Annotated in this window: 25 protein-coding genes; 6 read left to right on the top strand and 19 right to left on the bottom strand. The window is 62.3% G+C overall.

Annotation, left to right across the window (positions count from 1 at the left end; translation table 11 throughout):
* Positions 1-168: 168 nt before the first annotated feature.
* The 6 genes from AC6CHO_RS14105 to AC6CHO_RS14080 form a co-directional block, all read right to left on the bottom strand.
* Positions 169-1,275, bottom strand: coding sequence for an FAD-dependent oxidoreductase (locus AC6CHO_RS14105; RefSeq protein ID WP_498215838.1), 1,107 nt, complete (start codon positions 1,273-1,275; stop codon positions 169-171).
* On the bottom strand, positions 1,265-1,969 hold the full coding sequence (locus AC6CHO_RS14100; protein ID WP_498215836.1) for a methyltransferase domain-containing protein: 705 nt from the start codon (positions 1,967-1,969) through the stop codon (positions 1,265-1,267). The genes AC6CHO_RS14105 and AC6CHO_RS14100 overlap by 11 nt, the downstream gene beginning before the upstream one ends.
* A gap of 8 nt (positions 1,970-1,977) precedes the next feature.
* On the bottom strand, positions 1,978-3,099 hold the full coding sequence (locus AC6CHO_RS14095; RefSeq protein ID WP_498215834.1) for a type III polyketide synthase: 1,122 nt from the start codon (positions 3,097-3,099) through the stop codon (positions 1,978-1,980).
* 76 nt (positions 3,100-3,175) lie between these two features.
* On the bottom strand, positions 3,176-3,838 hold the full coding sequence (locus tag AC6CHO_RS14090; RefSeq protein ID WP_498215832.1) for a GOLPH3/VPS74 family protein: 663 nt from the start codon (positions 3,836-3,838) through the stop codon (positions 3,176-3,178).
* Positions 3,839-3,910: 72 nt separating this feature from the next.
* A complete protein-coding gene (locus AC6CHO_RS14085) occupies positions 3,911-5,083 on the bottom strand; it encodes a hypothetical protein (RefSeq protein ID WP_498215830.1) in 1,173 nt (390 codons plus the stop codon).
* 53 nt (positions 5,084-5,136) lie between these two features.
* A complete protein-coding gene (locus AC6CHO_RS14080) occupies positions 5,137-5,886 on the bottom strand; it encodes a sulfite exporter TauE/SafE family protein (protein WP_444661797.1) in 750 nt (249 codons plus the stop codon).
* A 101-nt stretch (positions 5,887-5,987) separates the two neighbouring features.
* Between AC6CHO_RS14080 and AC6CHO_RS14075 the strand changes: the two genes are divergently transcribed.
* Positions 5,988-7,163 carry an FAD-dependent oxidoreductase gene (locus AC6CHO_RS14075; RefSeq protein ID WP_498215828.1) on the top strand — a complete coding sequence of 392 codons (1,176 nt, stop codon included), beginning with the start codon at positions 5,988-5,990 and terminating at the stop codon, positions 7,161-7,163.
* A 52-nt stretch (positions 7,164-7,215) separates the two neighbouring features.
* Here the strand turns inward: AC6CHO_RS14075 and AC6CHO_RS14070 are convergent, their stop codons facing one another.
* From AC6CHO_RS14070 to AC6CHO_RS14060, 3 genes are all read right to left on the bottom strand, one after another.
* Positions 7,216-8,739: an APC family permease gene (locus tag AC6CHO_RS14070; RefSeq protein WP_498215826.1), complete on the bottom strand. Its 1,524-nt coding sequence runs from the start codon at positions 8,737-8,739 to the stop codon at positions 7,216-7,218.
* A gap of 308 nt (positions 8,740-9,047) precedes the next feature.
* Positions 9,048-10,070 carry an agmatine deiminase family protein gene (locus tag AC6CHO_RS14065; RefSeq protein ID WP_498215824.1) on the bottom strand — a complete coding sequence of 341 codons (1,023 nt, stop codon included), beginning with the start codon at positions 10,068-10,070 and terminating at the stop codon, positions 9,048-9,050.
* The gene (locus AC6CHO_RS14060; RefSeq protein WP_498215822.1) at positions 10,063-11,040 is read right to left on the bottom strand and encodes a nitrilase-related carbon-nitrogen hydrolase; all 978 of its coding nucleotides are present in this window, start codon (positions 11,038-11,040) and stop codon (positions 10,063-10,065) included. Before AC6CHO_RS14060 ends, AC6CHO_RS14065 begins: the two co-directional genes overlap by 8 nt.
* A 105-nt stretch (positions 11,041-11,145) precedes the next feature.
* Here AC6CHO_RS14060 and AC6CHO_RS14055 point away from each other — a divergent pair, with 105 nt between their 5' ends.
* Complete coding sequence (locus tag AC6CHO_RS14055) at positions 11,146-11,808, top strand: TetR/AcrR family transcriptional regulator (protein ID WP_498215821.1); 663 nt, start codon at positions 11,146-11,148, stop codon at positions 11,806-11,808.
* Here the strand turns inward: AC6CHO_RS14055 and AC6CHO_RS14050 are convergent.
* From AC6CHO_RS14050 to glsA, 7 genes are all read right to left on the bottom strand, one after another.
* Complete coding sequence (locus tag AC6CHO_RS14050) at positions 11,805-12,914, bottom strand: signal peptidase I (RefSeq protein WP_498215819.1); 1,110 nt, start codon at positions 12,912-12,914, stop codon at positions 11,805-11,807. The two genes, AC6CHO_RS14055 and AC6CHO_RS14050, sit on opposite strands and share 4 nt — an antisense overlap.
* A 1-nt stretch (position 12,915) precedes the next feature.
* Positions 12,916-13,491, bottom strand: coding sequence for a hypothetical protein (locus tag AC6CHO_RS14045; protein ID WP_498215817.1), 576 nt, complete (start codon positions 13,489-13,491; stop codon positions 12,916-12,918).
* Entirely contained in the window at positions 13,488-14,111 is a 624-nt protein-coding gene (locus AC6CHO_RS14040) for a hypothetical protein (RefSeq protein WP_498215815.1), read from the bottom strand. The genes AC6CHO_RS14045 and AC6CHO_RS14040 overlap by 4 nt, the downstream gene beginning before the upstream one ends.
* Positions 14,108-14,674, bottom strand: a complete 567-nt coding sequence (locus tag AC6CHO_RS14035) for a signal peptidase I (protein WP_498215813.1) — start codon at positions 14,672-14,674, stop codon at positions 14,108-14,110. The genes AC6CHO_RS14040 and AC6CHO_RS14035 overlap by 4 nt, the downstream gene beginning before the upstream one ends.
* Positions 14,671-15,246, bottom strand: coding sequence for a hypothetical protein (locus tag AC6CHO_RS14030; RefSeq protein WP_498215811.1), 576 nt, complete (start codon positions 15,244-15,246; stop codon positions 14,671-14,673). The genes AC6CHO_RS14035 and AC6CHO_RS14030 overlap by 4 nt, the downstream gene beginning before the upstream one ends.
* A gap of 25 nt (positions 15,247-15,271) precedes the next feature.
* Positions 15,272-15,826, bottom strand: a complete 555-nt coding sequence (locus tag AC6CHO_RS14025) for an alternate-type signal peptide domain-containing protein (RefSeq protein WP_498215809.1) — start codon at positions 15,824-15,826, stop codon at positions 15,272-15,274.
* Positions 15,827-16,165: 339 nt separating this feature from the next.
* A complete protein-coding gene (gene glsA, locus AC6CHO_RS14020; protein ID WP_498215807.1) occupies positions 16,166-17,194 on the bottom strand; it encodes a glutaminase A in 1,029 nt (342 codons plus the stop codon).
* Positions 17,195-17,425: 231 nt separating this feature from the next.
* Here glsA and AC6CHO_RS14015 point away from each other — a divergent pair, with 231 nt between their 5' ends.
* Positions 17,426-17,848 carry an acyl-CoA thioesterase gene (locus AC6CHO_RS14015; RefSeq protein WP_075972515.1) on the top strand — a complete coding sequence of 141 codons (423 nt, stop codon included), beginning with the start codon at positions 17,426-17,428 and terminating at the stop codon, positions 17,846-17,848.
* Between the two features lie 142 nt (positions 17,849-17,990).
* Positions 17,991-18,482 carry a VOC family protein gene (locus AC6CHO_RS14010; protein WP_498215805.1) on the top strand — a complete coding sequence of 164 codons (492 nt, stop codon included), beginning with the start codon at positions 17,991-17,993 and terminating at the stop codon, positions 18,480-18,482.
* A gap of 14 nt (positions 18,483-18,496) precedes the next feature.
* Here the strand turns inward: AC6CHO_RS14010 and AC6CHO_RS14005 are convergent, their stop codons facing one another.
* The 3 genes from AC6CHO_RS14005 to AC6CHO_RS13995 all read right to left on the bottom strand — a co-directional run bounded on the left by AC6CHO_RS14005 (position 18,497) and on the right by AC6CHO_RS13995 (position 21,167).
* Positions 18,497-19,336 carry an SGNH/GDSL hydrolase family protein gene (locus AC6CHO_RS14005; RefSeq protein ID WP_498215803.1) on the bottom strand — a complete coding sequence of 280 codons (840 nt, stop codon included), beginning with the start codon at positions 19,334-19,336 and terminating at the stop codon, positions 18,497-18,499.
* A 110-nt stretch (positions 19,337-19,446) separates the two neighbouring features.
* Positions 19,447-20,559 (bottom strand): 3-isopropylmalate dehydrogenase, encoded by a 1,113-nt coding sequence (locus AC6CHO_RS14000; RefSeq protein ID WP_498215801.1) that lies wholly within the window; start codon positions 20,557-20,559, stop codon positions 19,447-19,449.
* Positions 20,556-21,167 carry a GntR family transcriptional regulator gene (locus AC6CHO_RS13995; protein ID WP_498215799.1) on the bottom strand — a complete coding sequence of 204 codons (612 nt, stop codon included), beginning with the start codon at positions 21,165-21,167 and terminating at the stop codon, positions 20,556-20,558. Before AC6CHO_RS13995 ends, AC6CHO_RS14000 begins: the two co-directional genes overlap by 4 nt.
* 262 nt (positions 21,168-21,429) lie before the next feature.
* Here AC6CHO_RS13995 and AC6CHO_RS13990 point away from each other — a divergent pair, with 262 nt between their 5' ends.
* Together AC6CHO_RS13990 and AC6CHO_RS13985 are read left to right on the top strand one after the other, a co-directional pair.
* Positions 21,430-22,881, top strand: a complete 1,452-nt coding sequence (locus AC6CHO_RS13990; RefSeq protein WP_498215798.1) for an aldehyde dehydrogenase family protein — start codon at positions 21,430-21,432, stop codon at positions 22,879-22,881.
* Positions 22,882-22,907: 26 nt separating this feature from the next.
* The gene (locus AC6CHO_RS13985; RefSeq protein WP_498215796.1) at positions 22,908-23,678 is read left to right on the top strand and encodes an SDR family NAD(P)-dependent oxidoreductase; all 771 of its coding nucleotides are present in this window, start codon (positions 22,908-22,910) and stop codon (positions 23,676-23,678) included.
* The last annotated feature ends 14 nt before the right edge of the window (positions 23,679-23,692 follow it).

The raw sequence follows: 23,692 nt of genomic DNA, 5'->3' as shown, positions 1-23,692 counted from the left end.
GACGCTGAAAGTTCGAAGAGTCCTACATTCCCCGTTTCAACTAGTCAGAAATCGTGGGTGGCGGAGAATGCGCGAAGTTCTCGGCCGACCGCAGTGCAGCTCACTGGCGTAATCGGGCTGTGTCGCAGATGCAATACTTCTGTGATTCCAGCGCGGAGGCGATTCCGCTCAGGACATGGTGAAGCTTTTGGCTGCTGCATCATGGATGCGCGGAGCAGATGACGCCAGCTGGAACACCGCATCACGCACCGGGAGCATGAAGGAAGGAACGGGGCGGCCCAGCAGCATATTGAGCCGTGCTCGGCGTGCGGCAGCTCGGGCGGCCCGGAGCTGCATTGCCGAAAAACCCTCCACCTGCCGCACCCCGGCGACGACCTCGGAGAATCTCTGCGCATCAACGAAACCAAGGCAGAGGCCCTGCCCGCCAATGGGGCTGATCTGATGGGCAGCATCACCCAACAGGACGACCCGGCCATGGACCATGGAGGAGACAAAGCGAGAGGCTGTGCCGAATTCGCTGAACATGCTGCAGTCTTCCGGATCAACAGTGAATCCGGTGCGCCGTGCCACTTCCCCGGCAAGCTGCTGAGCTGTTCGCGGGTTCGAGCCGCTTCCGATGCGCACCACCCATCGCCGCACGCCGCTGGGCAGCGGGAAAGATTCGACGATGCCGCAGGAGTGGAGAAACAAGGCCGCGGTGTGCTGCAGATCTGTGGCATCGGGAAAATCCCCCATGCTGTAGTGGTCCTTATGCGCCTTCCCTGTGAATGGCACTTGCAACTGGGTGCGGACCGTTGAATGCACCCCATCGGCGCCAACGAGCCAGCGTGCACTATGGGTCGTGCCGCCGGCAATGAATTCCACGTGAGAATGCGACGCGTCCAGCACTCGTTCAAAGGTGCAGCTGGCCGATAGTGCCTCGGGAGCCAGCTGGGCAAGCCTGTCACGCAGCAGCTCCTCGGTCGCGACCTGCGGCAGGGACAGGATCTGTGGATAGCTGCCGCCGACGACGCCGAAATCCATGGACCCCACGAGGAGGCCGCGGGAAATTCCGATGCCCCGCATGATCGGCACCCCCTGTTCCTGCGCCGTCCGGCCGACCCCTGCCAGCTCAAGAATCCCCTGCGCCGGAGGATGCAGCCCGATGGCCCGCGAATGGGAACTTGGCGCACTGCGCTGCTCGAAGACCCGCACGCTCTTTCCGCGCAGCGCCGACAGCACCGCGAGGCACAGGCCCACTGGACCGGCCCCGATAATTGCTACATCATCGATCACTCGCGGGCCGCCAGATCAACAGGTTGCGGTAGGGGCTGGCCGCCTCGACGTCCCACCCGGGCCGGGCCCGCTGGACTAGTTCAGCGACGGTGAAGCTGCGGCGGATGGAGACCAGCCCGTCGCGCCGGATGAAGGAGGTTCCAGACAACGGCAGGGTGGCTGCCCCGAACAGGGCCAGCGCCAGCCCGGAGCGCCGGATGTCGCTGTGCACCGCCACGACCGAACATAGCTTTTCGGTATCCTCCATGAGCTGCTGCAGTTCGGTCGCATTCAGATGGTGCAGCAGATGATTGGAGAGCACCACGTCGAAGAGCTCACCGTCGGCCGCCAGCTGCGAACTTCCCAGAGGCAGAAACTCCACGGCTGGCTCGCGAATCCCACGGCGGCGGCCCGCCGCGCGAGCGAAATCTATGGCCCGTTGGTCCGGGTCGATGCCGCATACGGTGACCTGCAGCCCGTCGGCGAGCGCCCAGCGGTACAGGTTCACCGCGATGTCTCCGCCGCCGCAGCCAATATCAAGGATTCTTGCCCGCTTTCGCTCACTCAGCACAGGGCGGATGAATAGTTCGTAATTCTTCCGCCACCCGCTCACCGCGCGGTTCACCAACGGGAACTGCGCGTAGGTGCGCCGCAGCAGCAGGGCATCGCAGTCGGGCCGGTCCATCTGCTCGCTGGCTTGCGGATCGCGTTGCATGGCCCGGCTCACTGCCGCTTGCTGATGGTGAACATCCCGGTCTCCACGGTGAGCCCCGGGCCAAAAGCCATGGCGCAGACCCGATCGCCGCTTTCCGCGCGGGCATCATCCATGATCTGCTGGAGCACGAAGAGCACCGTCGCGCTGGACATGTTCCCATAGCCCCCGAGGATGTTGCGGGCAGGTTCCAGCTGCTCGTCGGAGAGCCCCAGGCGTTTTTGCACCCGGTCCAGGATGGCCCGGCCCCCGGGATGAAGTCCCCAGTGCTTGATGCCCGGCACGCCCAGCCCGGGATCCGCGTCCTTCGCGAAGAGCGGTTCCAAGGCGCCGCTGATGTGCTCGTCAATGATGTGCGGGACATAGGTTCCGAGCACCATCTCGAAACCGTGGTCCCCGATGTTCCAAGCCATGGCCTCTTCGCCGACCGGGGTCAGCACGGTTTCAAATCCATCCATGTCCAAGCCGGTCGGCGCCTGCGCGGAGACGATGGCAGCGGCGGCGCCGTCGGCGAAGATCGCCGAGCCCATGATGGTGTCGGGGTCGTTGGAGCTGTGCACGTGCAAGGAACACAGCTCCGCGCAGACCACCAGCACCGTGGCTTGCGGGTCAGCCAGGCAGAAATCGCGGGCCGCGCGCAGGGCGGGAAAAGCGGCATAGCAGCCCATGAAGCCCAAATGGTGGCGCACGGTGCTGGCCTTCAATCCCAGGGCGCGCACGATTTGGTAGTCCGGGCCCGGATTGTAGAACCCCGTGCAGGAGACGGTGATGACGTGCGTGATCTGCTCCGCAGCCAGCTCAGGACAGGCGGCGAGCGCCCGCTCGGCGGCCTGGATGAAGAGCTTGCTGGCCTGTTCCAGGTAGACCTGGTTGCGCTGCGCTGTGGTCGGCGAGCGCAGCTGGCCGCTGGCGCGGTCATAGAAAAGGGGGTTTTCCGGCGCCGGCAGGTTCAAATTGAATTCATCGACGCAGCTGTACCTGGTCCGGATCTGGGCGGAATTGAATGAGGTGGCGATCAGCCGCTGCCCCAATCGGGTCAAATCAGGCTGGCTGGCAAAAACATCTCGTGTTGCCTCTTGTTCCAAGACGGTCGCTGGGACTGCGGTTTGGATCGTTCTGATCTTCACTGGCATGTTCCGAGCGTAGGACCGATGGGCCCGAAGGTAAACAGCCTTGGCGAATTGCCAGCTTGGCGTGGATGCCCGGCCGCTATTTCTTGCCCGGTGCCGGCGGGATCACCCGGTGGCTGGTAATCGCGGCATTCATTGCGGCTACTGCACGCTGGGCCGAGTCGGCGGCCGGAGAATCCTGGGCCAGTTCGGTGATGCGCTGCTGCGCTTCGTTGGCGGACATGGGCGGCAGCTCTTTTTCCAGCACCTGGTGCGCGATGCCCAGCGCGTGCAAGATGGCCAGTACCGTGGTATCGCTGGTTCCGGGGATCTTCTTCCCCTGCAGGGCGGCCTGCAGGTCGGCCCGGATCTGGCGCTGGATCTGCCCATTGATGATGCGCACGCGCTCCTTGCCCAGGCCCAGCAGGGTGCGTTCCCCATATTCGACGATGCCTGCCTTGGCCAGCGAATCGGTCACCAGCCGCGGTTCGCACAGCGAAGGGATCTTCACCGCATCGTCGAGTGTCAGGTTCTCGCGCTTTTCCAGCTTCGCCAGCGGCGAGGCCAGCACGGGGTCCGGGCAGGGGCCGGCGCCAATCAGCTGGATCTGCCGCTGCGCGTCGTCGCTGAAAGCCACGCGCCCGGCAATCATCAGATCGGAGAGGATCGCCGCGTTCATTCCGTATCCGGCAGCTGACACAACCGACTCCGGCTTTTCGGGCTCCCTGGCCATCAACAGGTAGAGCTTTTCCGTGATCAACATGCTTTCAGGCTACCTTCGCGAGGCGGAAGAATTCTTCAGCCTTCCGACGGATATTTGACTGGATCGGCAGGATCATTGGCCCTGCCCGGACTCCTTCTTCGCCATGGAGATGTCCTCCGGGCCGTGGGTGGTCCGCTGCTGGGAGCGATCCTGGGTCATCGCCGAGGTGGTCCGGATGAACACTGAAATCCAGCTGAACAGGATTGCGACAACGGACAATTCGAATCCGGTCAGGTTGTAGTACATCCACTCGGTCCATAGCAGGAAAGCTACCCAGATTGCGCCCACGGCCGCGTAGGACAGCAGGTGGAACACGGCCGGGTAGCCCGGCAGCAGCACCATAGTGCCCAGCAGCAAGATGATCATCGCGATCGACGCCATCTGCACCAAGGCCGAGTGCACTTCCACCGACACGTTGTACGGCACCAAGCCGATGCCGATGATGCCTGCCGCGACGATCAGCAGGCACCAGCGCACGATCCGCGGGCGTGGCCGAACCATCCTGGCGAGCCTGTAGCGCTCAAGGCTCGGCCGGCAGCGGTAGGTCTGCGACAGGCGCACCAGGTCGCGGGTCAAGAATTCGGAGAAGGCTGCCAAGACCAATCCGGAGACCACCAGCGTGAGGTTGAAGGTCCAGAAGGATCCCATGCCCGCTTGCGTGGTCCCCAAGGAGGAAAACATGCTCTGCCACCAGCCCTGGTCTTCGGCGAGCAGCATGCTGATCAGCACCCCGGCAGCCATGAAGATTCCCAGGACTACCGAAAGGGTCTCGGCATTGATGCGCGCGGTCGCTTCCAGGCACAGGTATGCCGACATGCCGGTGGCAACACCCACGGCGAGCGATCCGGCGAGCACATCCAGGCGCAGCCCGAAGAAGGCTTGCTGGAACAGGTGGAAGACCACCAGCAAGATCATCACCGTGCTCGCCACATGCACCAGCACCAGCCCGAGCGCAGCGACTACCTGGCGCCATTTGGGAATCCGCTTCAGCCAGGGTTCGCGGGCGCGCAGCATCGTGCGGAAGGCATAGGCGCTGCTGCATCCGGCCGCTGCGGCGCCGCAGACCGCCGAAACAACGCCCACCGACAGCTTCCCGAACAACGCCGGGCGTTCGCCGGCGAAAACAATGAGTCCCACTACCAGCCCGAAGAGCGAACAGAGCAAGCCGGACCACAAGGCCCGGCGTTCGATATCGAGTTCGGTGATTCTATGGCTCACGGCGGCATCGGCATTCAGGTATGGCACATCCCCCATTCTCCCATTGAGGTTGACGAACCCGCATCCGGTGTAGCTTGGGCCTACTGGCCGGCGAGCGCGGCAATGCCTTCGGCCATCAGGCCGATGGCTCCGCCAAAGGCGATCAGCACCACGAAGATCCTGCTGTATTTGGCAGGGATTTTCGGTGCCAGATAGTTTCCCAGCAGGATCCCCACGAGCATGGCGCCAAAGCAGGCCACCCACTGGGTCCAATGAAGGTGCGGCACTCCGCCCTTGGCCAGCAGGGAGGTGCTGGAGAGCACCAGGAAATACAGCTGGACGGAGATCGCGAACTTCGCCTGCGGCCACCGGCTGGCCACGGCGTATCCGGCGATGGCCGGCCCGGAGACTCCCGCGGTCACAGACATGAAGCCTGATACCGCTCCGGCCCCGATGGCCATCGTCTTGCCTTGGGCTGCCGGAAGGTTGCGGACCAGGAAGCTGGATACCAGTGCGAGGATGACCATGAGCGAGATGCCGATGGACAGCCATGGCCCATCCACCCTGGCGGCCACCCACGCGCCGGGGATGGTCATGAGCATGGCCGGGATCAGGATCAACGCGACTTTTTTGTACTCCACCTGGCGGAAAACCTGAAGGAAAATCAGCAGGCTGCTGCAGGCGCCGAGCAGATTGACCAGCGTGATTCCTTCATGCGGACCGAGGACCATGACCAGGAATGGAGAGGCCACCAGCGCGAAGCCCATGCCGGAGATGCGCTGTGTTGAAGCCCCGACGAAGACCGCTGCCGCCAAGGCGATCACCGTCGCCAGTTGCGCGCTCTGCTCCACGCTGCCTCCACATCCTTGTTGCCGTCCAACTATTACGTTAGTCCAGGGACATTGCGTCTGCTGACCTGACGGCGCCGGGACTTGGGTTCTAGGCTGTAGAAGTGAGCAACAACGTAGAATTCCTGATCATCGGCGGCGGGGCCATGGGCTCTGCGACCGCCCTGTCCCTGGCCTCGGCTGGCCATGAAGTACTGCTGCTGGAACGATTCGCCCCGGGCCATCATGAAGGGGCCTCGCACGGCGCAACCCGTAATTTCAATCCGGCTTATGCCGAGCCTGCCTACCTGCGCCTGCTGCAGCGGGCCGACGTCTTGTGGGATGAGATTTCCGCGCAGGCCGGCACCCGGCTGCTGCATCGCACCGGGCTGGTGAACCATGGCATTGCCGCCGAGCAGCGCGTGATGCACGGTCTGCTCGCCCAGGCCGGCTTCGGCAGCGAGCTGCTGCGCATTTCAGATGCCGAAGAGCGCTTTGCCGGCATGAAGTTCGAGACCGAAGTACTGCATATTCCCGCTGGCGGCCAGATCAACGCCGATCTGGCGGTCTCGTCGCTGCAGCAGCTGGCCAGTGCGGCCGGGGCCGTGATCAAGCACGGCCACCAGGCCTCGCAGCTGGAAGTGCTCCCGGCCGGCGGCGTCCGGGTGCAGGTGCAGGCCAATGGCGCGAGCACGGGCATCAGCGCCCGCCACGCTATCCTCACCGCCGGGGCCTGGACCAGGCAGCTGCTCGGCGGCCAGATGAAGCTGCCTGCCATCCACGTCACCGAAGAGCATCCGGTGCATTTCGCCCAAATAGGCCAGCCGGTGCATTGGCCGGGGTTCAACCACAGCCTGGATCCCCAGCGGTATATCGGCTCGCCGGTCTACGGCCCCATCTATGGAATGCATACCCCTGGCGAGGGGATCAAGGTGGGCTGGCATGGCAGCGGGGACATCATCGATCCCGGGCATCGGCCGCACCGGGCCAGCGAAGCACAGTTGCGCGCCCTGCAAGAGTATGCGGCCCGGTGGCTTCCGGGCGTGGACCCCTCGAGCTATTCCACCGTCTCCTGTACCTACGCGAATACCGAGGACGAGCATTTCATCCTCGACAACTTTGGCCCGCTCACAGTGGGCGCCGGTTTCAGCGGACACGGCTTCAAGTTCGTTCCCGCTATCGGCGAGTACCTGGCCGAGCTTGCGCTGGGCAAACGCCAGGCCGAGCCGCTGTTCTCGGCCACGCGCAGCATCGCGAAGCCGATCTTCCTGGAGCGGCGCAGCTCCGCCGGCCTGGCCTGAGCCGACAGCGCCCCGCAGCCACAGCGGCTGCGGGGCGCTCGGCGAGACGCGGCTAGGACGGTTCTTCCAGCTTGACGTATTTGGTTTCGGGACGGGCTGCGTAGAATGTCCCGCGCCGCTTGCGTGCGCCAACCAGGAATAGCGCGCCGAGCAGCAGGATGCCGGCTCCGACCAGGAATACCAGGCCCAGTCCGCCGATCTCGGTGCCCGAGCCATAGGCCGGGTCCAGCGAATCCACGATGGTCTGGAGGAACACCGCCGCAAGCGCCACCCCGCCAAGCAGCGGGGCCAACCCGCGGGTGATGAAGTTGCGCGGCGAGGCCAGCAGCGTATGCCGGAAGTACCAGGCGCAGGCAAAGGCCGTAATGCCGTAGTAGAAGCAGATCATCATGCCCAGGGCCAGGATCGTATCGTTGAGCACGTTGGTGGAGACGAAGCGCATCAGCGCGTAGAACACGGTGGAGATCACCGCGGCAACGATCGTGGAGAAGGCGGGGGTCCCGAACTTCGGATGGATGCGGGTGAACGCCGCAGGCAGCGCCCCGTGGTGGCCCATGGCCAGCATCGATCGGGCAGGCGAGATCATGGTCGACTGCAGCGAGGCCGCGCAGGAGGCCAAGGTGGCCAGCGAGAGCAAGATCGCGGCGGGGCCCATCACCGGGCCGGCCAGCGATGCGAACACGTTGCCGATGCTCTCGGGGTTGGCGAGGCCCAGCCCGGCATCCCCCACTCCTGCGTACACGGTGGCGGCCACGGAAGCGAGCAGGTAGATGCCCAGCACGATCACCGCAGTGAATCCGGCGGCCAGTCCGGAGGTGCGCTCGCCATTCTTCGTTTCCTCGTTCATGGACAGGCAGACGTCCCATCCCCAGAAGGCGAAGATGGACAGGCTCAGGCCGATGGCCATGGCGGAGAAGGAGTCGATGCCCATCGGGTTGAACCATTCGAAGGAGAAGTCCACCGCGGGAGCCGCCTTGGTGAACGCAGCGATGGAGAACCATACCAGCAGCACTACCTGGAATCCCACCAGCAGGTACTGCAGCAGCGAGGCGGCGTGCAGTCCGCGAACAGAGACCCAGGTGGCGCCGAGCATGAAGGCCAGGCAGGTGGCCACGTTGATCCAAGGGTTCGCCGCGAGGTCGGCCAATGAGTCCTTGCCGGTGAGCTGAGCGAGGAACAGGTAGAAGAAGTCCACCGCCACGCCGGCCAGGTTGGAGAGCACGATGATGTTCGCGGCCAGCATGCCCCAGCCGCCCATCCAGCCCGCGCGCGGGCCGAAGGCCCGCCACACCCAGGTGAAGGTTGTGCCGTTATCCGGCATCGCCCGGTTCAGCTCGCGGTAGCCCAGGGCCACCAAGAACATCGGGACGAAGCCGAGGATGAAGATTGCCGGCAGATGGGTGCCGACAGCTTCGGCGGTGGGGCCCAGGGTGCTGGCCACCACGTAGCTGGGGGCGATCGTGGAGACGCCGATGACGATTGCGGTGAACAGGCCGATCTGCCCGGCGGTCAGCCCCTTGCCGGTCTTGGTGACAGGGCTGGTGCTCAGTGTGCTGGTCTTCGTGCCGCCGTTCATATCACCGGAGCCTTTTCTTCGGCGCAGCGCGCGAGTGCGTCCATGGTCTTGCCCTCCAAGAATAAATAGAATGATGTTCATTTACGATGATAGGGAGTGATCCAGGTCTCACGCAAGCATAAAATGAATCACTTTCATATTCATTGCCGGTGCTGGGCCGCACCGCTCCATCGCTCTTCATTAAATGCGGCACCCCATCAGCTCTTTGCAGCTGCTGCCCCGCGACGCCGCAGTGCCTGAAAATAAGTGAAGAGCCCCTGAGCGGTGCCGCTCAGGGGCTCAAGGCGCAGCTGCGCCTTGCGGACGGCCTAGACCGTTGGCACCTGCTGGGTAATGCAGTGGATTCCTCCGCCGCGCGCGTAGAGCTCGGTGGCATCGACAGCCACCACCTCTCGGCCCGGGTACGCATCGGCCAGGATCCTTGCGGCCACGGCGTCGTTCTCGTCATTGAAGGCGCAGGCGATCACGCCGCCATTGGTGACCAGGTGGTTGATGTACGAATAGTCCACCCAGCCCTCCTCGTCGCGCAGGGCCTTCGGCGCAGGGACGCCGATGAGCTGCAGCTTGCGGCCCTTGGCATCCGTTGCGGCTTCCAGGGTGGCGCGCACCTGGGCGGAGATCTCGAAGTCCGGGTGCGCGGGGTCCTGCTGGTCGTGGTACAGCACCACTCCGGGCTCCGGGAAGCAGGCGACGATGTCCACGTGCCCGCGGGTGCCGAATTCCTCGTTGTCGCGGGTCAGGCCGCGATCCAGCCAGATGACTTTGCTGATGCCCAGCAGGCTGGAGAATTCTTCCTCGATCTGCGTTTCGGTGGCACCGGGGTTGCGCCCCGGATCCAGCTGCACGCTGCGGGTGGCGAGCATGGTGCCCTCGCCATCCACATGGATGCCGCCGCCCTCGTTGGTGATCGAGGACTGCACTCGTGTGGTGCACTCAAGCCCCGCCACCTCCGCGGCGATCTTCGAATCCTTGCCCCAAGAGGCCCAGGACTGGGCACCCCAGCCGTTGAAGTTCCAGTCGATGGCGGCCAGTGCGCCATTCCCGTCGCGGACGAAGGTCGGACCGATATCGCGCATCCAGGCGTCGTCCAGCTCGCGCAGCTCGTAGGCCACCGCGTCGCCCAGATGGCGGCGGGCATCAGCCTCGGCCGACGGGTCGACCACCATGGTCACAGGAGTGAAGGCTGCCACCGCGCGGGCGACGTTGGCCCAGGTGGTGCGGGCCGCTTCGGCCTCCGCTTCGGTATCCCCCAGCGTGTAGCCACTGGAGGGGAAGGCCATGTAGATGCGCTGTTGTGCCTCGGTTTCCGCCGGCATGAAGAATCTAGGCATGCGCTTTCTCCTGCTCGCCCAAGCCAGCGTCGTTGCGCTGCTGCGCCATTGCCGCGTAGGTCTCCGGTCGGCGGGTGCGCAGGAACGGGAAGAGGGTCAGCCAGTCGCGGCGGGCATCGAGGTCCAGGGTGGCGACCAGGACCGCGGATTCGTCGCGCGGGGCGCGGGCCAGGATGCGGCCGTAGGGGTCGGAGATGAACGAGGAACCGTAGAAGGTCAGCGCACCTTCATCGCCCCAGCGGTTGGGCACCACCATGAACAGGCCGTTGGCGATGCCGTTGCCGATGATGGTCTGGCGCCACAGCGGCTCGGTGTCGAAGTCCGGGTGGTCCGGCTCCGAGCCGATGGCGGTCGGGTAGGCCAGCAGGTCCGCGCCGGCCAGCGAGTAGATGCGCGGCGGCTCGCTGAACCATTCGTCCCAGCAGGTCGGCAGGCCCATGGCCAGGTCGCCCAGGGCCTCGATCTTGTGGACCGGGTAGGGATCTTCGGCCGGGCCTTCGCGGAAGTACTTGTCCTCGTAGTAGCCGGCGGTGCGCGGGATGTGGAGCTTGTTGGTCAGCGCGACGATCTGGCCTTCCGGGGAGACGACCACTGCGGTGTTCAGGCCCAGGCCGTCGGCGGCGGGGGCCTTGCGGAACAGCGAGATGTGCACGTGCAGGTTGTACTTAGCGCTCATCGCGCGGGCGAAGGTCAGAGTGGGGCCGGTTTCAAGGTCCTCGGCGGTCTCGTCGGCCGCTCCGGGATCCGGCACCGCAAAGGCCGGGTACTTGCTCAGCGTGACTTCCGGCAGGTAGACGATTCGCGCGCCGTGGGAGGCCGCGCGGGCAATGCCGTCTTCCAGCTCTTCGCGCAGGGCCTGGGGGTCCTCGTGCCATCGGTGCTGGACCAGCGCCACGGTGATCGTGCCGCGCTCGGCAGCTTCAGCGCGGGCCGGGGAAGCCGGCGGATTCATGGCGAGTATTTCTTGCATGGTTCACCTTCACGGGTTTAAACGAATGTGATTCGTTTATTAGAATAGATGCGTCCTGTTGGCGAAATCAAGTGTTTTAACGAATGACTTTCGTTTAATTTGTGTATGCTCAAGCCAAGAACATTCGACGCGACCGGAGAACTCATGGCAAGGCCTTCCACACCCAAGCTCAGCACCCGGGCCATTGCCGATGCGGCGCTCGGGCTCGTCGATGCCCACGGCGAATTCACCCTTCCGCAGCTGGCCAGGAAACTCTCGGTTTCCGCCTCCTCCCTGTACAACCACGTCCAGGGAAAGGGAGAAATCATCGAACTGATGCGCGGGCGGGCCATGGCAGAGATCGAGCTGCCGGATTTGGGACATGTCAGTTGGCAGGAAGCCGTGCGGGCTATCGCGACCGAATATTGGGCTTCCTATTCCAAGCACCCTCGCCTGATACCGTTGCTGACCAGCCATACGGTGCGGGACAGCACCACGCTGCGTGTCTACGACGCGCTGGCCGAAGCATTGGCACTGGCGGGAATCGAGCCGTCGCAGCGCCTGCAAGCGATCACCATCATCGATTCCTTCGTCCTGGGTTCCGCATTGGACGCGGCCGCGCCAAAAATCGTGTGGGAAGCGGCTCCCGAGTCGTCAAGCTACTTCAAGGAGGCGCTGGAGGCCGGCTTGTCGGACAGCAGCCGCCCGCAGATCACCTTCGAGCTCGGGCTCTCGATGCTCCTTGGCGCATTGGGCCGCCAGGCTGCAGCCGACAGCGACGGAGGCTAGGAGCAAGTAAAGTCCCTGGCGAGCAATAGTCCTGGGTGATAGACGATGCTCCTGGTGGGCGAGGTCCCCGCTGGCGAAACCCACCCGATATTGCTACCGGTTTCATTCACCGCGTTGCCATCGGTGGTGTAGACAACCAGCAGCTTCAGCTCCATGGAGCGGGACCCGCCCGAGGTGACCAGCCCCAGCAGATTCAGTCCTGGCCCATAAGACGCCGTAGTCGCACCAGCCGGCAGATTCGTGTAGCCATAGGTCGATGCATCGGTTTGCAGCCTCAGCACTAGCCGGGATCCGGCCGGAATCTGCTGCGCAGGCCAAGAGATATTGGCCGTGGTCAGCAAAACCCCGGATTCGTTGCAGGCAAGCGGCCCGGTGGCCGGAGCCACCGCGCCCGCGTTGAGGGCCGACGACGCATTAGCTGTTCCGGTGAAGGCGGCCTGGGTCAGTTCAGCCTTCGGGCCGTGCACCGCAAAAGCGGCGAGCAAAGCCGCTACGGCCAACCCGGCCCCTAATCGCCACCATTGAAAGGTTTTCCGTCCAGGCCGGGGCGGCTCTCCGTGGCTCTCCGGCAAGCTGCGGTTCCACGCCCCCGGCGCGCCGGTTCCACCTTCATTGCCCCTGCCGCGGAAGGCGATGAAGAGCAAATAGGCACACAACAAGCCCCCGAGGGCGTAAGCCCAGGGCTGGCTGAGCCAGGAAACGACATAGCCCAGCCCGGGAATTCCCACGAACAGCCGATCCACCTGGCCGGCCTGGTAGGTTTCCAGATCGGGTACGGGATTGGCATCTCCCTTGAGCACCAATCCACCCGGGACCTTCTCTACCACTCGGTGGGTAATCCGCTGGTTCCCGCTGTTGACCACCGACACCACGTCGCCCACGACGACGTCTTCGGCAGCCGCAGGAACAGCCAGGCCCAGGGATCCGGTGGGAATGCCCGGAGACATGGAGCCCGAGGCGAAAACCAGTGGCTTGATTCCAAACGCTAGGGCCAGCACCGCCATCACCAGGCACAGCGTACCCAGGACAGCACAGGTGTTCAGCAGAATCTTCTGGAATGGCTTCAACGAGGATGCCCGATCCGAGCGGGTTCGATTCACCGCCATCTCAAGACCCCACGGTCGAGGTGAAGGCCAGGGACACCGTCGTTGACGCTGATTGCAGGGCATTGGCCGCATTCACGGGAAGCGCGTACTGCACGCACAGCGTTTCGCTGCCGCCTGAAGCCAGGGGCCTGGGATCCGAGGCACTGCCGAACTGGGAGCCGGCGTTCTTCGTCATCAGCGTGGTACCGCCCGAGCAGGTGACGCTGGAGCCGCTTCCGCTGACCGTGGCGCCGGTTTTCACCACGATACTCAGTCCCGCGCCCAAGGCCGCGGATCCCGATTCCGTGATTGCCCCCTGGAAGGCATACGGCGCGGAGATGGAGCCGGTATTCTTGACGGTCACCACCGAGGCCGAGCTGGACCCCGGAAAGAGGCTGTTGCCGTTGATCGGCATCTGGTAGCTGGCCGAGGTGGCGGTGCCCGCGGCGGCTCCAACCCCCAGCGCAACGGTTGCCGTGCTGATTCCGGCAGTGGCGGTGGCTTCGCCCGTCCACGAGGCCAGGGTGGAAACAGCGCCGAATCCCACGAGGATGCCCATGGACAATACCGCCTTAATGCGCAGTGAACGTTCGCTCATCGTTGTGCCCCGTTCCTTTTCTGTTCACGTCGGTTCATTCGCCTGGACGCAGCCAGCACGGCGCCTCCTAGCGCCAGGATGCCAGTAGCCGCCCACAGCACGGCACCGCTGAATCCAGTATCCGGGAGATCCACTTCTTGCTCCGGACCCGGAGCATCGGGGCCACCGCCCTCCTGGGCCAATTCCACTGCATCCACGCGCACTTCCAATGCCGGCACCAGCTGGTCCGCCGAGCCATTGGACGCGGACCAAGGCAATCCGAGCCGCAACTCGACCTCTGTGGTTCCCGAAGGCACCAAGGTGAACGTCGAGGCGCCGACTGTCGTGAAATAGATTTCAGTTGACGCCGCTGGCGCGACCGCACGGACGCTGACCTCGATTTCCCGATCCCTGTCATTTCTGATCCATAGGGATTTGCCGACTTCGTCGCCGGGCACCAAGGCGTTGCCCCCAGCGAAGATTGGAGGAGGATTCCGGACGTAGCTGCGCCCATCCAGGCTGTAGCTCAGCCCGCGATCTGTTTCCGCACCCGCTGCCGCAGACACGGCCAGGCCTAGAACAAGGCAGGAAACGGCAGTGATAGCGCCCGTGGCGATTTTCAGCAGGGTCCTATTCATCACTGCCTCTTCCTTTGCCGTTCACGCCAAGCTCCCACGAACATCACCACTGAATACACCATCAGCCCGCTCGCGGCAGCCCACGTCAGCCAGGTCCTCTGCTGGCCGGACAGGGCGCTGTTGACGAATCCGAGCATTGGCACCGAATACCAGAGCTTGCCCCGGATCTGCTCGGGCTGCACCGGCTGGTCATCGACATTATTGGCATCCCCGCGAAAGGTGAAGCGCTCTTCGCCCGCAATGCTGGATCCGATTCCGGCAATGCGATGGGTGACCACTTCGGGCTCCCCCGATACCAGTTGGTAGGTCGCCACGTCGCCGATCCGCAGCAACTCGGGATCAATGGGCTTGACCACCACCAGCGTCCCGGGCGGAAACTGCGGTCTCATGGATCCGGTCAACACGGTATACGCCGTCGCCCCGCCCAATTTCGGAACCACGATCATCACAGCGATCAGGGCCAGCACGATGAAAAGCAGCAGCCAGGAAAACACCTGCCCGGCCCACCACAAGATGCCCGTTCGCTCCCGCAGATCCCTGCGGCGCACCACGTGTCCAGCAGTCATCGTTGCTGACCTGCAAACTTCAGGGCCAGTTCCACTGTGCCGCCAGCGGCCGATTGCGCCGCCCCGGACGGAACCGCAACACGCACGCACAAGGTCTCGCTCTCGGGCACCGGCTCGGCATCCAGTACCCTGGCATTCGCAAAGCTTGCGGCAGAGCCCAGGGGTCCTGCATACAGTGCTTCGCCGGCCAATGGCTGGCCGGCTTCGCAGGCCACCGGATCCATGCCGGCATAGACGCTCAGCTGCAAGGCGCTAGCCAGCGCCTGGTCGGCGCTGCTTGGCGAGGCGGCCGCATTTATGGCCCCATTGAGCTGGTACGACAGGCCAACCGTGCCCGCGTTGCTGATCTGAAGCGGTGCCTGGGTGAATGACCCGGGAATCAGCTCGCTGCCTGCCAGCTCCAGGAACTGGTACTGCGCTTCGCCGCCAGCCAGCAAGGCCAATGATCCGCTGGCCAGCGCTGGCGGATCCACGGTGCTTTCGGCACGCCAATTGGCGGCTGTGCCCTGCGCACTGACTCCCAGCAGCAAAAGCACAGCCGCGCATATGGCGAACTTCAAGGGTTTGGGCATGCACCGGCCGATCCACACGCCATGGCTAGGCGCGAACCTGGTCCAAGGTCAGGGTCAGCGCTTCAAGGTCGAGGACCTGGTCATAGGTCGAAGGCGGAGTGTCTCCGACGGCCCCTTCATCAAAGGTGACGGTGATGAGGAACGGCACCGAATACGTTCCCGGCTCAGCAAAGGTCAGTGTTCCGTCGGCTTCCTCGGTGATCCCCGGCGCCGAAGCATCAACCTGCAGCGCGACGGTCACGTAGCCCTCCAGCGCGCCCAGCGCGGTGTCCAGCTGGTCAACACTCAGCGAACCGGCGATGTTCTTGCCCTCGGCATCGATAGTGGCCGTCTGGCTGAATGAAACCACATCGCCTGGCACTAGCTGCTGGGTTGCCGGGTTGAAAGGCTCAGGCGCATCAGGGTTGCTGATATCTTCCCAGACGCCGGCTCCCCCGGTGGTCAAATTCAGGTGGCCCGTTTCCACGGTGCCCGCATCGATGGTCTGCTGCGCCTGCCAGCGCGCTACCGTGCCGGCACCGCCGAGAAGCAACGCGCCAGCGGCCACAGCCGCAATGGTTGCCTTGGTTACTTTCTTCATGAAATACGCTTCCTCAAAGTCCACGCGCCGCAGATGGCACATACCTCCAAGTAAAGCTTATTTAGTAAATTTTTCAAGCCCTCAACTCCCCCCTGCCCATCGCTGGTGGAACGCAACATGGAAGAACTGCCCATTCGAGCGCCCGCCGCCAATGACGCGAAAGCTGCCATTCTCCAAAGATGCCCGGTTGACTAGGCACCTTAAGTCGCCATAGCAATACTGGGCATCACAGTTGGGAGATTTTCGACAAGTGGTTGAATTTGCCATACATCTGTCCAAGAAAGTCTAGCTAGTTGGCAGATCTTCACGCATCACGAAGGAGTTCGACCATCCGCAAAACTAGCTTCGCCGATCCGGAGCCGAGGCAAAAAGGTTCAGCCCCATGGCGCGCGAAAGCGCTCCGATGGCAAGCTGCGCCCGCACCGAGTTCCCGGCCATATCCAGCGGTGGCGAAAACGCGCCAATGGCGCCCTTGCCCGGCGCCACCGCGACGATGCCACCCGAGACCCCCGACTTCGCCGGAATGCCAATCTCGAAGAGCCACTCCCCGGAGCGTTCATACAGGCCATTCGAGGCCACCGTGGCCAAGGTGTCGCGGCAAACGTCAGCCTCGACTACGCGCCGTCCGGTGACCGGGTTGACTCCTCCATCGGCAAGAGTCGCACCCATGACCGCCAAGTCATGGGCGGTGATGTTCAGCGAGCACTGCTTGGTGTAGACATCAACAGCCTCAGAAGGATCATTCTCCAGCCGTCCGTAGCTCTTGAGCAGGTGCCCCAAGGCCCTATTCCGCTCATTGGCCAGCGACTCGGAATGGTAGACCTCGTCATCCAGGCTCAACGGACGACCGGCAAAGGCCGAGAGCCCCTCGCGCACGTTTTCCCACTTCTTGGCGGCAGTCCGCCCTGGCATCATCGACGTCGTGGCGATGGCGCCGGCATTCACCATTGGATTCATTGGCAGCCCGTTGTTCAGCTCCACAGCCATCACCGAGTTGAAGGACATGCCGGTGTTGTTCACGCCGATTCGCTCGCGCACTACTTCGCGGCCATGCTCTTGGACCACCAGTGCGTAGACGAACATCTTGGAGATGGATTGGATCGAGAACGGGTGCGAGCAATCGCCGACGGCATGCACCGAACCACCCACGTGGGACATGGCAATGCCAAATAACCCGGGGTCAGCTTGGCCAAGTATGGGGATGTAATGGGCTAAGAGTCCGTCATCTGCGTCGGCGTAGCGAGCATGCGCTTCCTTCAGCAGGGCATCGATGCGGTCATGCTCCAGCTCGCCGGTGGAAACCTGCTGAACCACGTCATCGAAGTCGGTAGGAATAGTTTCGTTATTCCCTTCCGAGGGGTAGGTCATTTTCACCTGTCTTCCTTATTGGCCTTGTTGATTCGTGCTGTGTGACTTGACCTTATCAACAGCGCGCACGGTTGGCACCCACGAACCACGAAGCGAGAACACAAGGTGCGGATCCAGCCTTCCTTGCCCCGGGGACTGAAGGGAATCCCCGCTGCGGACCATATGTGTTTTCACCTACACTGTGCATCACCTAACAGCGCAAGGCCCCCTCGCTGACTTAGCATTTTGAGCATGGCTAAGGGTATTACTTTTCATACGCGCAAGTGGGTTCGCCCAGAAGATCTGAATGCAAACGGGACGCTGTTCGGCGGCAGCCTGTTGCGCTGGATCGATGAAGAAGCTGCGATCTACTCCATCATCCAGCTGGGCAACAAGCACGTTGTTACCAAGTTCATGTCCGAAATCAACTTCATCGCCTCGGCAAAAGAAGGCGATTTGATCGAGATGGGCCTGACTGCCATCGACTTTGGGCGGACTTCGATCTCGCTGCGCGCAGAAGTGCGCAACATCTTCACCCAAGAATCGATTCTCACCATCGAGAAGATCGTCTTCGTGAACATCGGCGAGGACGGCACGCCTCAGCCGCACGGCTACGACCACATCACCTACACCCGTGACCGCATTCCGCTGGAAATCACCAAAGCGCTCGTCTAGGTTTCCTCAACTTATGCCCTAAGCCCACACTGCATTCAGGGTGCTTTCAAGGCCTCGACCAGCGGCGCTGCCACAGTGCCCTGGCCGGGGCCTTGTCGTATCCTGCCGGAAGTTCGCCTATGCCCTTGATCTGGCACGAAGCATGGCGCAGAGTAGTACTTGCCATCAAGCAGCACCCGCCGAGACTGAAGCGAGAATAGCCATGGGCCGAATGATCTTCGTCAACCTTCCAACCGCAGATCTAGCCACAGCCGACAAGTTCTACGAGGCACTGGGATTCACGAAGAATCCCGCCTTCTCCGATGAGAATGCCACCTCTTGGATCATCGACGAGAACATCTTCGTCATGAGCCTGCAGCAAGAATTCTTCTCCAGCTTCCTGGTCAACGGCGACAAGCCGGGCCTTGGCTCCGGCCAGCGCGAAGCACTCAATGCCCTGTCTTCCGAGACCCGTGACGGCGTGGATGAATTTGTCGCCAACGCCCAGGCCGGCGGCGGAAGCATCTACCGCCCAGCCGATGAGCCATTCCCCGGAATGTATCAGGCAGCCGTCCAGGATCCCGACGGCCACGTCTGGGAAATTTCCTGGATGAGCCCCGAAGCCCTGCAGTCCATGGAAGCACCAGAGGGCTAGATCCGGGCGGAAAGCTAGGACACGTCTGAATTCCGCAAATGCCGCGCATCAGTAACTCCGCGGCGTTTGCGGAATTGCTTTTTCATCCCCTTGGCTGGATACATCGGTTCTGGCCACCTCGGCTGAAGCACATCGCCCAGGGTCACTCCGCGCAGCCGGCGCCCGAACATCGGCAGCACCCATTGCCGCAGCCATTCGACATCGCGCTGGGTGGCCTGCCAGAAACCCACCCTCTGGGCATCCTCGAGCGGATCGAATTCCAGATGGTGTTCCGAGCCGAGAATCTCCAGTATGCGGATCGCCATATAGCGGTGGCCGGCACGGTTCATATGCAATTTGTCGGTGTCCCACATGCGCTTGTCCCGGTAGACATCCCACTGCCAGTAATCCACGAGCACCACGTTTTCGGGATACATGAGCGCCAACTCCCGCACGCAATCATTAAAACGCCAGTTCCGTCTTTTGAACGGGGCCAGGACCGGGTGCACCGGGATATCAAAGCCGGTGAACAACAAGACCTTGGCCCCGGTCGAAACGAGGTCGGCGACGGCCTGGGAATAGCGTTCAAGGAAGAGCTTCATATCCTTGCGAAACTCCAGGATGTCGTTGCCGCCAGCGTAGAAGGTGATCACTTCCGGCTTCAGGTCCAACGCGACCGGAATCTGCTCCTCGACGATCTGTTCCAGTCGGCGGCTACGGATGCCCAGGTTCACGTACTGCCATTGCGGGTCGGCCTTGGATAGCTGCTTGGCCACGCGATCGGCCCAGCCACGCACGCCGTTGGGCAGCCGGGGCTCCCAGTCCCCCACACCTTCGGTGAAGGAATCTCCTAGCGCCATGAATAGCCGTCCCATGATAGCGACGCTATCGGCACAGGCTAAAGCTCCGATTGCAAACCGGCAAACGCCCGGGCACGGGCAAGTGGACATTGAACCAACTACCGGGCTCCATCAGCTGGCAGACGTCAGCGGCTATCTGCCAGGCTCTCCATCACCGAGAGCCCTTCCACCTTGGTGAAATCGGCGCGGATCTGCGAGGAAATCACCGTGGCAACCTCATTGGTAGTCATTCCCATTCCTGGGCCGGCCAGCTGCGGCAGATCCTTCAGCACGTTCACCGCTGCGGCTTCGATGGCTTGCGCCGCGGTCTTTTCCCCGAGATGGGCAAGCATCATCGCGGCTGAAAGAATTGCACCTACCGGATTCGCCCAGCCTTTGCCAGCAATATCCGGCGCAGATCCGTGAATCGCTTCGAACATGCTCGGAGACGAGCCATCAAGATTCAGGTTCCCGCTTGCGGCAACTCCTAGCCCGCCCTGAATGACGGCGCCCAAATCCGTGATGATGTCGCCAAACAGATTATCCGTGACCACGACGTCGAACCTTTCCGGCGCGATGGGAAGGTGGAAGCACATGGCATCAACGTGGACGTAGTCCACTTGAACTTCGGGGTACTGCTCCGCCATGGAGTCAACGACTTCTTGCCAGAGTTTTCCGGCTTCGATGAGGATGTTTTTCTTGTGGCAGAGCGTCAGTTTCCTGCGACGGCTCATGGCGAGCTTGAAGGAATATTCAACGACTCGCTCGATGCCGGCTCTTGTATTGACCGACTCCTGAACAGCAACAGTATTGGCCGTATTGGCATGGATCGTTGACCCCTGGCCGACGTAGGCTCCTTCGGTGTTTTCACGCACGATGACCAGATCGCAGCGTTCAGGCGTGAGCCCTACGATCGGAGTCGCTACGCCGGGATAGAGCTTGACCGGGCGCAGGTTGACGGCTTGCTCGAATGCCTGCCGCATCGCGAGGATGAATCCGCGTTCCAGGATTCCCGGTTGCACTGAGGGATCTCCCATGGCCCCGAATAGCACGGCATCGTGCGTTCGAAGCTGTTGTTCAAGCTTTTGGTTCCACAGTTCTCCGGTGGCCAGATAATGTTGCGCGCCCGCTGCGTAATGCTGGTATTCCAGGCTGATGCCAAACGTCTCTTGCGCGGCCGCCAGCACTTTTAGCGCGCTTTCCATGACTTCGGGACCAATACCGTCTCCGGGTACTACTGCGATGGAGTAGCTGTTCATAGCGTGGTCCTTTCGTTGTTCTCGATGAGTTGGAGCAGTTCGTCGAAGTACTTCTGAATCTCGCTGCGCGCATCTGGCACCGAGCCGTGCACGATCGCATCACTGGCCGCCTCGATATATCGAAATAGGCTGTTTTCGGATTCCGCATGCCAGGGTCGGGTGGGCAGCCAGACTTCCTCTGTCAGTCGCACCATAGGCACGCCGTGGCGCAGGTGATCATTGCGCGTGTGCTCAAGCAGCTCTGTGTGAAATCTTGATCGGTTTCGAGGCGAGTGGTCGCCGCTCAGGCTTGCCAAAGACTTCTGCAAGTCGGCCAGCTGTTCGGCTGCTTCATTGCGCTGCACGAGGTCGCAGGCACCCATCTCGATCATTCGCCGGTAGTGCAATGCGTCTTTGAAGGCACGCTGCGTCATCACTGACACGGTGGCTCGGCCAGATTCATCGAACTGGATCAGCCCGTCGCTTTCCAGCAGGTTCAATGCATCCCGCAAGGGCGTCCTGCTCACTTCCAATTGCTCCGACAAGGAAGCTTGCCGGAGCTGCTCCCCTTGCGCGTACCGCCCAGAGAAAATGCGCTCGCTGATCAGCCCCGCGGTTTCAGTCGCCAAAGAGATGCTACTGCGCCACTTCGTTGACATCTTCACCGCCCGGCATCAGATTCCTGCCTATCTCTGGCTTGGTATCCAGAGTCATCTTATTGACCAATACTGTTCCTGTGCCCCATCAGGTTGTCAATGATTTCAATGATTCTGACCATCTTTGGCGTCAAATTGAGCAAATTCATTGACTGCGAGGTAGATCACAGGTTAGCTTGAATCACCTACTGGTCTGACCAGTACAACTTCCGCTAACGGCGTCTCGAAAGTAGGAATGGTGTCGACTTATCTGAATGCCTATCCCGAAGGCCTGCCAATCGGCAACCAGTGGGTTCCGGGTGGAGACAGCGTTGATATTGTCTTCCCCTACGATTCATCGGTGGTTGCCACAGCGCCGGTGGGAACCGTGGAAGATGCCGAGAACGCCTTGGATGCTGCTGAGCAAGTCTCGGCCGAAGTCGAACATCTGAGCACCGGAACGCGCCGTGCCATTTTGACTTCCGTGCATGATCGCTTGGCAGAACATCGCGAAGAACTGGAGCAGCTTCTGATCCTCGAAACCGGAAAGCCGCTGGTTGACTGCCGGGTGGAAGTAGCTCGAACCCTCACCACTTGGTCTTCGGCGGCCGAAGAAGTCGCCCACATTCATGGCGAGACAGTCCCGCTGGATCTGCAGTCCGCCGGCGAAGGCATGATGGGCTTCTGGATTCGCAAACCTGCAGGAATTGTCATAGGCATCGCAGGATTCAACTACCCGCTGTTGCTGGCAAGCCACAAACTGGCACCGGCCATCGCTGCTGGATGCCCGATCATTCTCAAGCCGGCGCCGAATACTCCACTCGCCACGTTATGGGCCGTGCACATCATCCGGGAGGTCCTGGCCGAATACGGCGTTAGCCGTAGCGCCGTCCAGCTTGTCACCGGCGGCATCGATGTCGGCGAGCGCCTGGTGGACGATCCACGCTCGGCGGTGGTTTCCTTCACCGGTTCCGCTGCCGTCGGACATCAGATTGCCAAGAACGCCGCACCGCGGAAAACCGTGCTCGAGCTTGGCTCGAATACCGGAATCATCGTCGCAGCGGACGCCAGCATTCCAGATGCTGTCGACGCTGTGCTTCGCGGAGGGTTCTATGCCAACGGCCAGGCCTGCATCTCAATCCAGCGTGTATTGCTGGACCAGGAAATAGCCCAAGATTTCCAAGAGCAGCTTCTGGAGCGGATCAAGGAAGTTGTTGTCGGAGATCCACGCTCCCCAGACACCCGGGTAGCGCCCGTCATTAATGAAGCGTCAACCCGAAGAATTCTGGGATGGCTCAACGATGCCGCAGAACGAGGCGCTCAGGTGCTGGCAGGTGGCGCTGTCGAAGGACGGTCCCTTCAGCCGACCGTGGTTCGCGGCGTCCCGAGGGACCTGCCGTTATGGAGCGAAGAAATCTTCGGTCCGGTTGTCTGCCTGGAGACGGTTCCCGATCTTGATACGGCCTTCGAGGTTCTGAATGACTCCCGGTACGGACTGCAGGCCGCCATCTACAGCAGCTCGCTCAAGACCGCTTTTCGCGCTATCGATACGCTCCAGGTCGGCGGAGTTGTCATCAATGAAATCCCCGGCTTCAGGTCCGACATCATGCCATACGGAGGTGTCAAGGATTCGGGCATCGGCCGAGAAGGCCCTCGCTTCGCCATCGAGGAGTTCACGGTAACCCGGATGGCACTGATCCGACCATAACCGCCCGTACAGAAAGAAGCCCGCTCGTGGACTACTCACAATTATTCCAGTTCTCCTCACGCCGCGTTCTGGTCATCGGTGCTGGCAGTGGCATCGGGCGCGAAGCCGCCCTCGCCCTCAACGCCCACAATGCACAAGTCATCTGCGCAGATCTCAACGAAGAAGCAGCTCAAGAGACAGCGAGAATGCTTGGCGACACCGCGACGGCCATCAAGCTCAACGTCCTGGACCAGGAAGCAGTCCAAGCAGCCGCAGAAACGTACCAAGACATCTCGGCTCTGGTGTTCACTGCCGCTATGAACGTGCGCAAGCGCATTGTCGATTACACGCTGGATGAATTCGACAAAGTCGTGAACCTGAACCTGCGTGCCTCGTTCTCTCTGATCCAGGCCTTCGCGCCCCGCTTGGCAGCCAATGGCGGCGGATCCATCATTGGTGTCTCTTCAATTCGCGCTTCCGTAGTCGAACCCGGACAGAGTGTCTACGCAGCAACCAAGGCGGCGCTGGTGCAGCTGGTTCGCACCGCCGCGGCAGAGTTCGGTGAGCAGGCGGTGCGGGTCAATGTCATCGCCCCGGGAGTTGTCGAAACTCCGCTGACCGCGCAGATCAAGGCCAATGAGCAGTGGTACAACGCCTACGCCACCAAGAGCGCCCTGGGGCGCTGGGCCAAACCCGAGGAAATGGCCGGGGCCATCGTGTATTTGGCTTCCGACGCTTCGAGCTTCGTTACTGGTTCCGTGCTCAGTGTCGATGGTGGATGGACCGCCATCGACGGACGTTTCACACCGCCCAACTGATCTGGATCAGGGAA

The sequence above is a fragment of the Glutamicibacter sp. GQ173 genome, assembly GCF_059759215.1.
The sequence above is the reverse complement of the archived record's forward strand: the minus strand, read 5'-3'. Positions and strand labels throughout refer to the sequence as shown.

Bases quoted from the DNA above. Each gene is read 5' to 3' on its own strand.
- AC6CHO_RS14100 (WP_498215836.1), bottom strand. From the start codon at position 1,969: ATGCAACGCGATCCGCAAGCCAGCGAGCAGATGGACCGGCCCGACTGC.
- AC6CHO_RS14095 (WP_498215834.1), bottom strand. From the start codon at position 3,099: ATGCCAGTGAAGATCAGAACGATCCAAACCGCAGTCCCAGCGACCGTC.
- AC6CHO_RS14090 (WP_498215832.1), bottom strand. From the start codon at position 3,838: ATGTTGATCACGGAAAAGCTCTACCTGTTGATGGCCAGGGAGCCCGAA.
- AC6CHO_RS14070 (WP_498215826.1), bottom strand. From the start codon at position 8,739: ATGAACGGCGGCACGAAGACCAGCACACTGAGCACCAGCCCTGTCACC.
- AC6CHO_RS14065 (WP_498215824.1), bottom strand. From the start codon at position 10,070: ATGCCTAGATTCTTCATGCCGGCGGAAACCGAGGCACAACAGCGCATC.
- AC6CHO_RS14060 (WP_498215822.1), bottom strand. From the start codon at position 11,040: ATGCAAGAAATACTCGCCATGAATCCGCCGGCTTCCCCGGCCCGCGCT.
- AC6CHO_RS14055 (WP_498215821.1), top strand. From the start codon at position 11,146: ATGCTCAAGCCAAGAACATTCGACGCGACCGGAGAACTCATGGCAAGG.
- AC6CHO_RS14050 (WP_498215819.1), bottom strand. From the start codon at position 12,914: ATGGCGGTGAATCGAACCCGCTCGGATCGGGCATCCTCGTTGAAGCCA.
- AC6CHO_RS14045 (WP_498215817.1), bottom strand. From the start codon at position 13,491: ATGAGCGAACGTTCACTGCGCATTAAGGCGGTATTGTCCATGGGCATC.
- AC6CHO_RS14035 (WP_498215813.1), bottom strand. From the start codon at position 14,674: ATGACTGCTGGACACGTGGTGCGCCGCAGGGATCTGCGGGAGCGAACG.
- AC6CHO_RS14030 (WP_498215811.1), bottom strand. From the start codon at position 15,246: ATGCCCAAACCCTTGAAGTTCGCCATATGCGCGGCTGTGCTTTTGCTG.
- AC6CHO_RS14025 (WP_498215809.1), bottom strand. From the start codon at position 15,826: ATGAAGAAAGTAACCAAGGCAACCATTGCGGCTGTGGCCGCTGGCGCG.
- glsA (WP_498215807.1), bottom strand. From the start codon at position 17,194: ATGACCTACCCCTCGGAAGGGAATAACGAAACTATTCCTACCGACTTC.
- AC6CHO_RS14015 (WP_075972515.1), top strand. From the start codon at position 17,426: ATGGCTAAGGGTATTACTTTTCATACGCGCAAGTGGGTTCGCCCAGAA.
- AC6CHO_RS14010 (WP_498215805.1), top strand. From the start codon at position 17,991: ATGGCGCAGAGTAGTACTTGCCATCAAGCAGCACCCGCCGAGACTGAA.
- AC6CHO_RS14005 (WP_498215803.1), bottom strand. From the start codon at position 19,336: ATGGGACGGCTATTCATGGCGCTAGGAGATTCCTTCACCGAAGGTGTG.
- AC6CHO_RS14000 (WP_498215801.1), bottom strand. From the start codon at position 20,559: ATGAACAGCTACTCCATCGCAGTAGTACCCGGAGACGGTATTGGTCCC.
- AC6CHO_RS13990 (WP_498215798.1), top strand. From the start codon at position 21,430: ATGGTGTCGACTTATCTGAATGCCTATCCCGAAGGCCTGCCAATCGGC.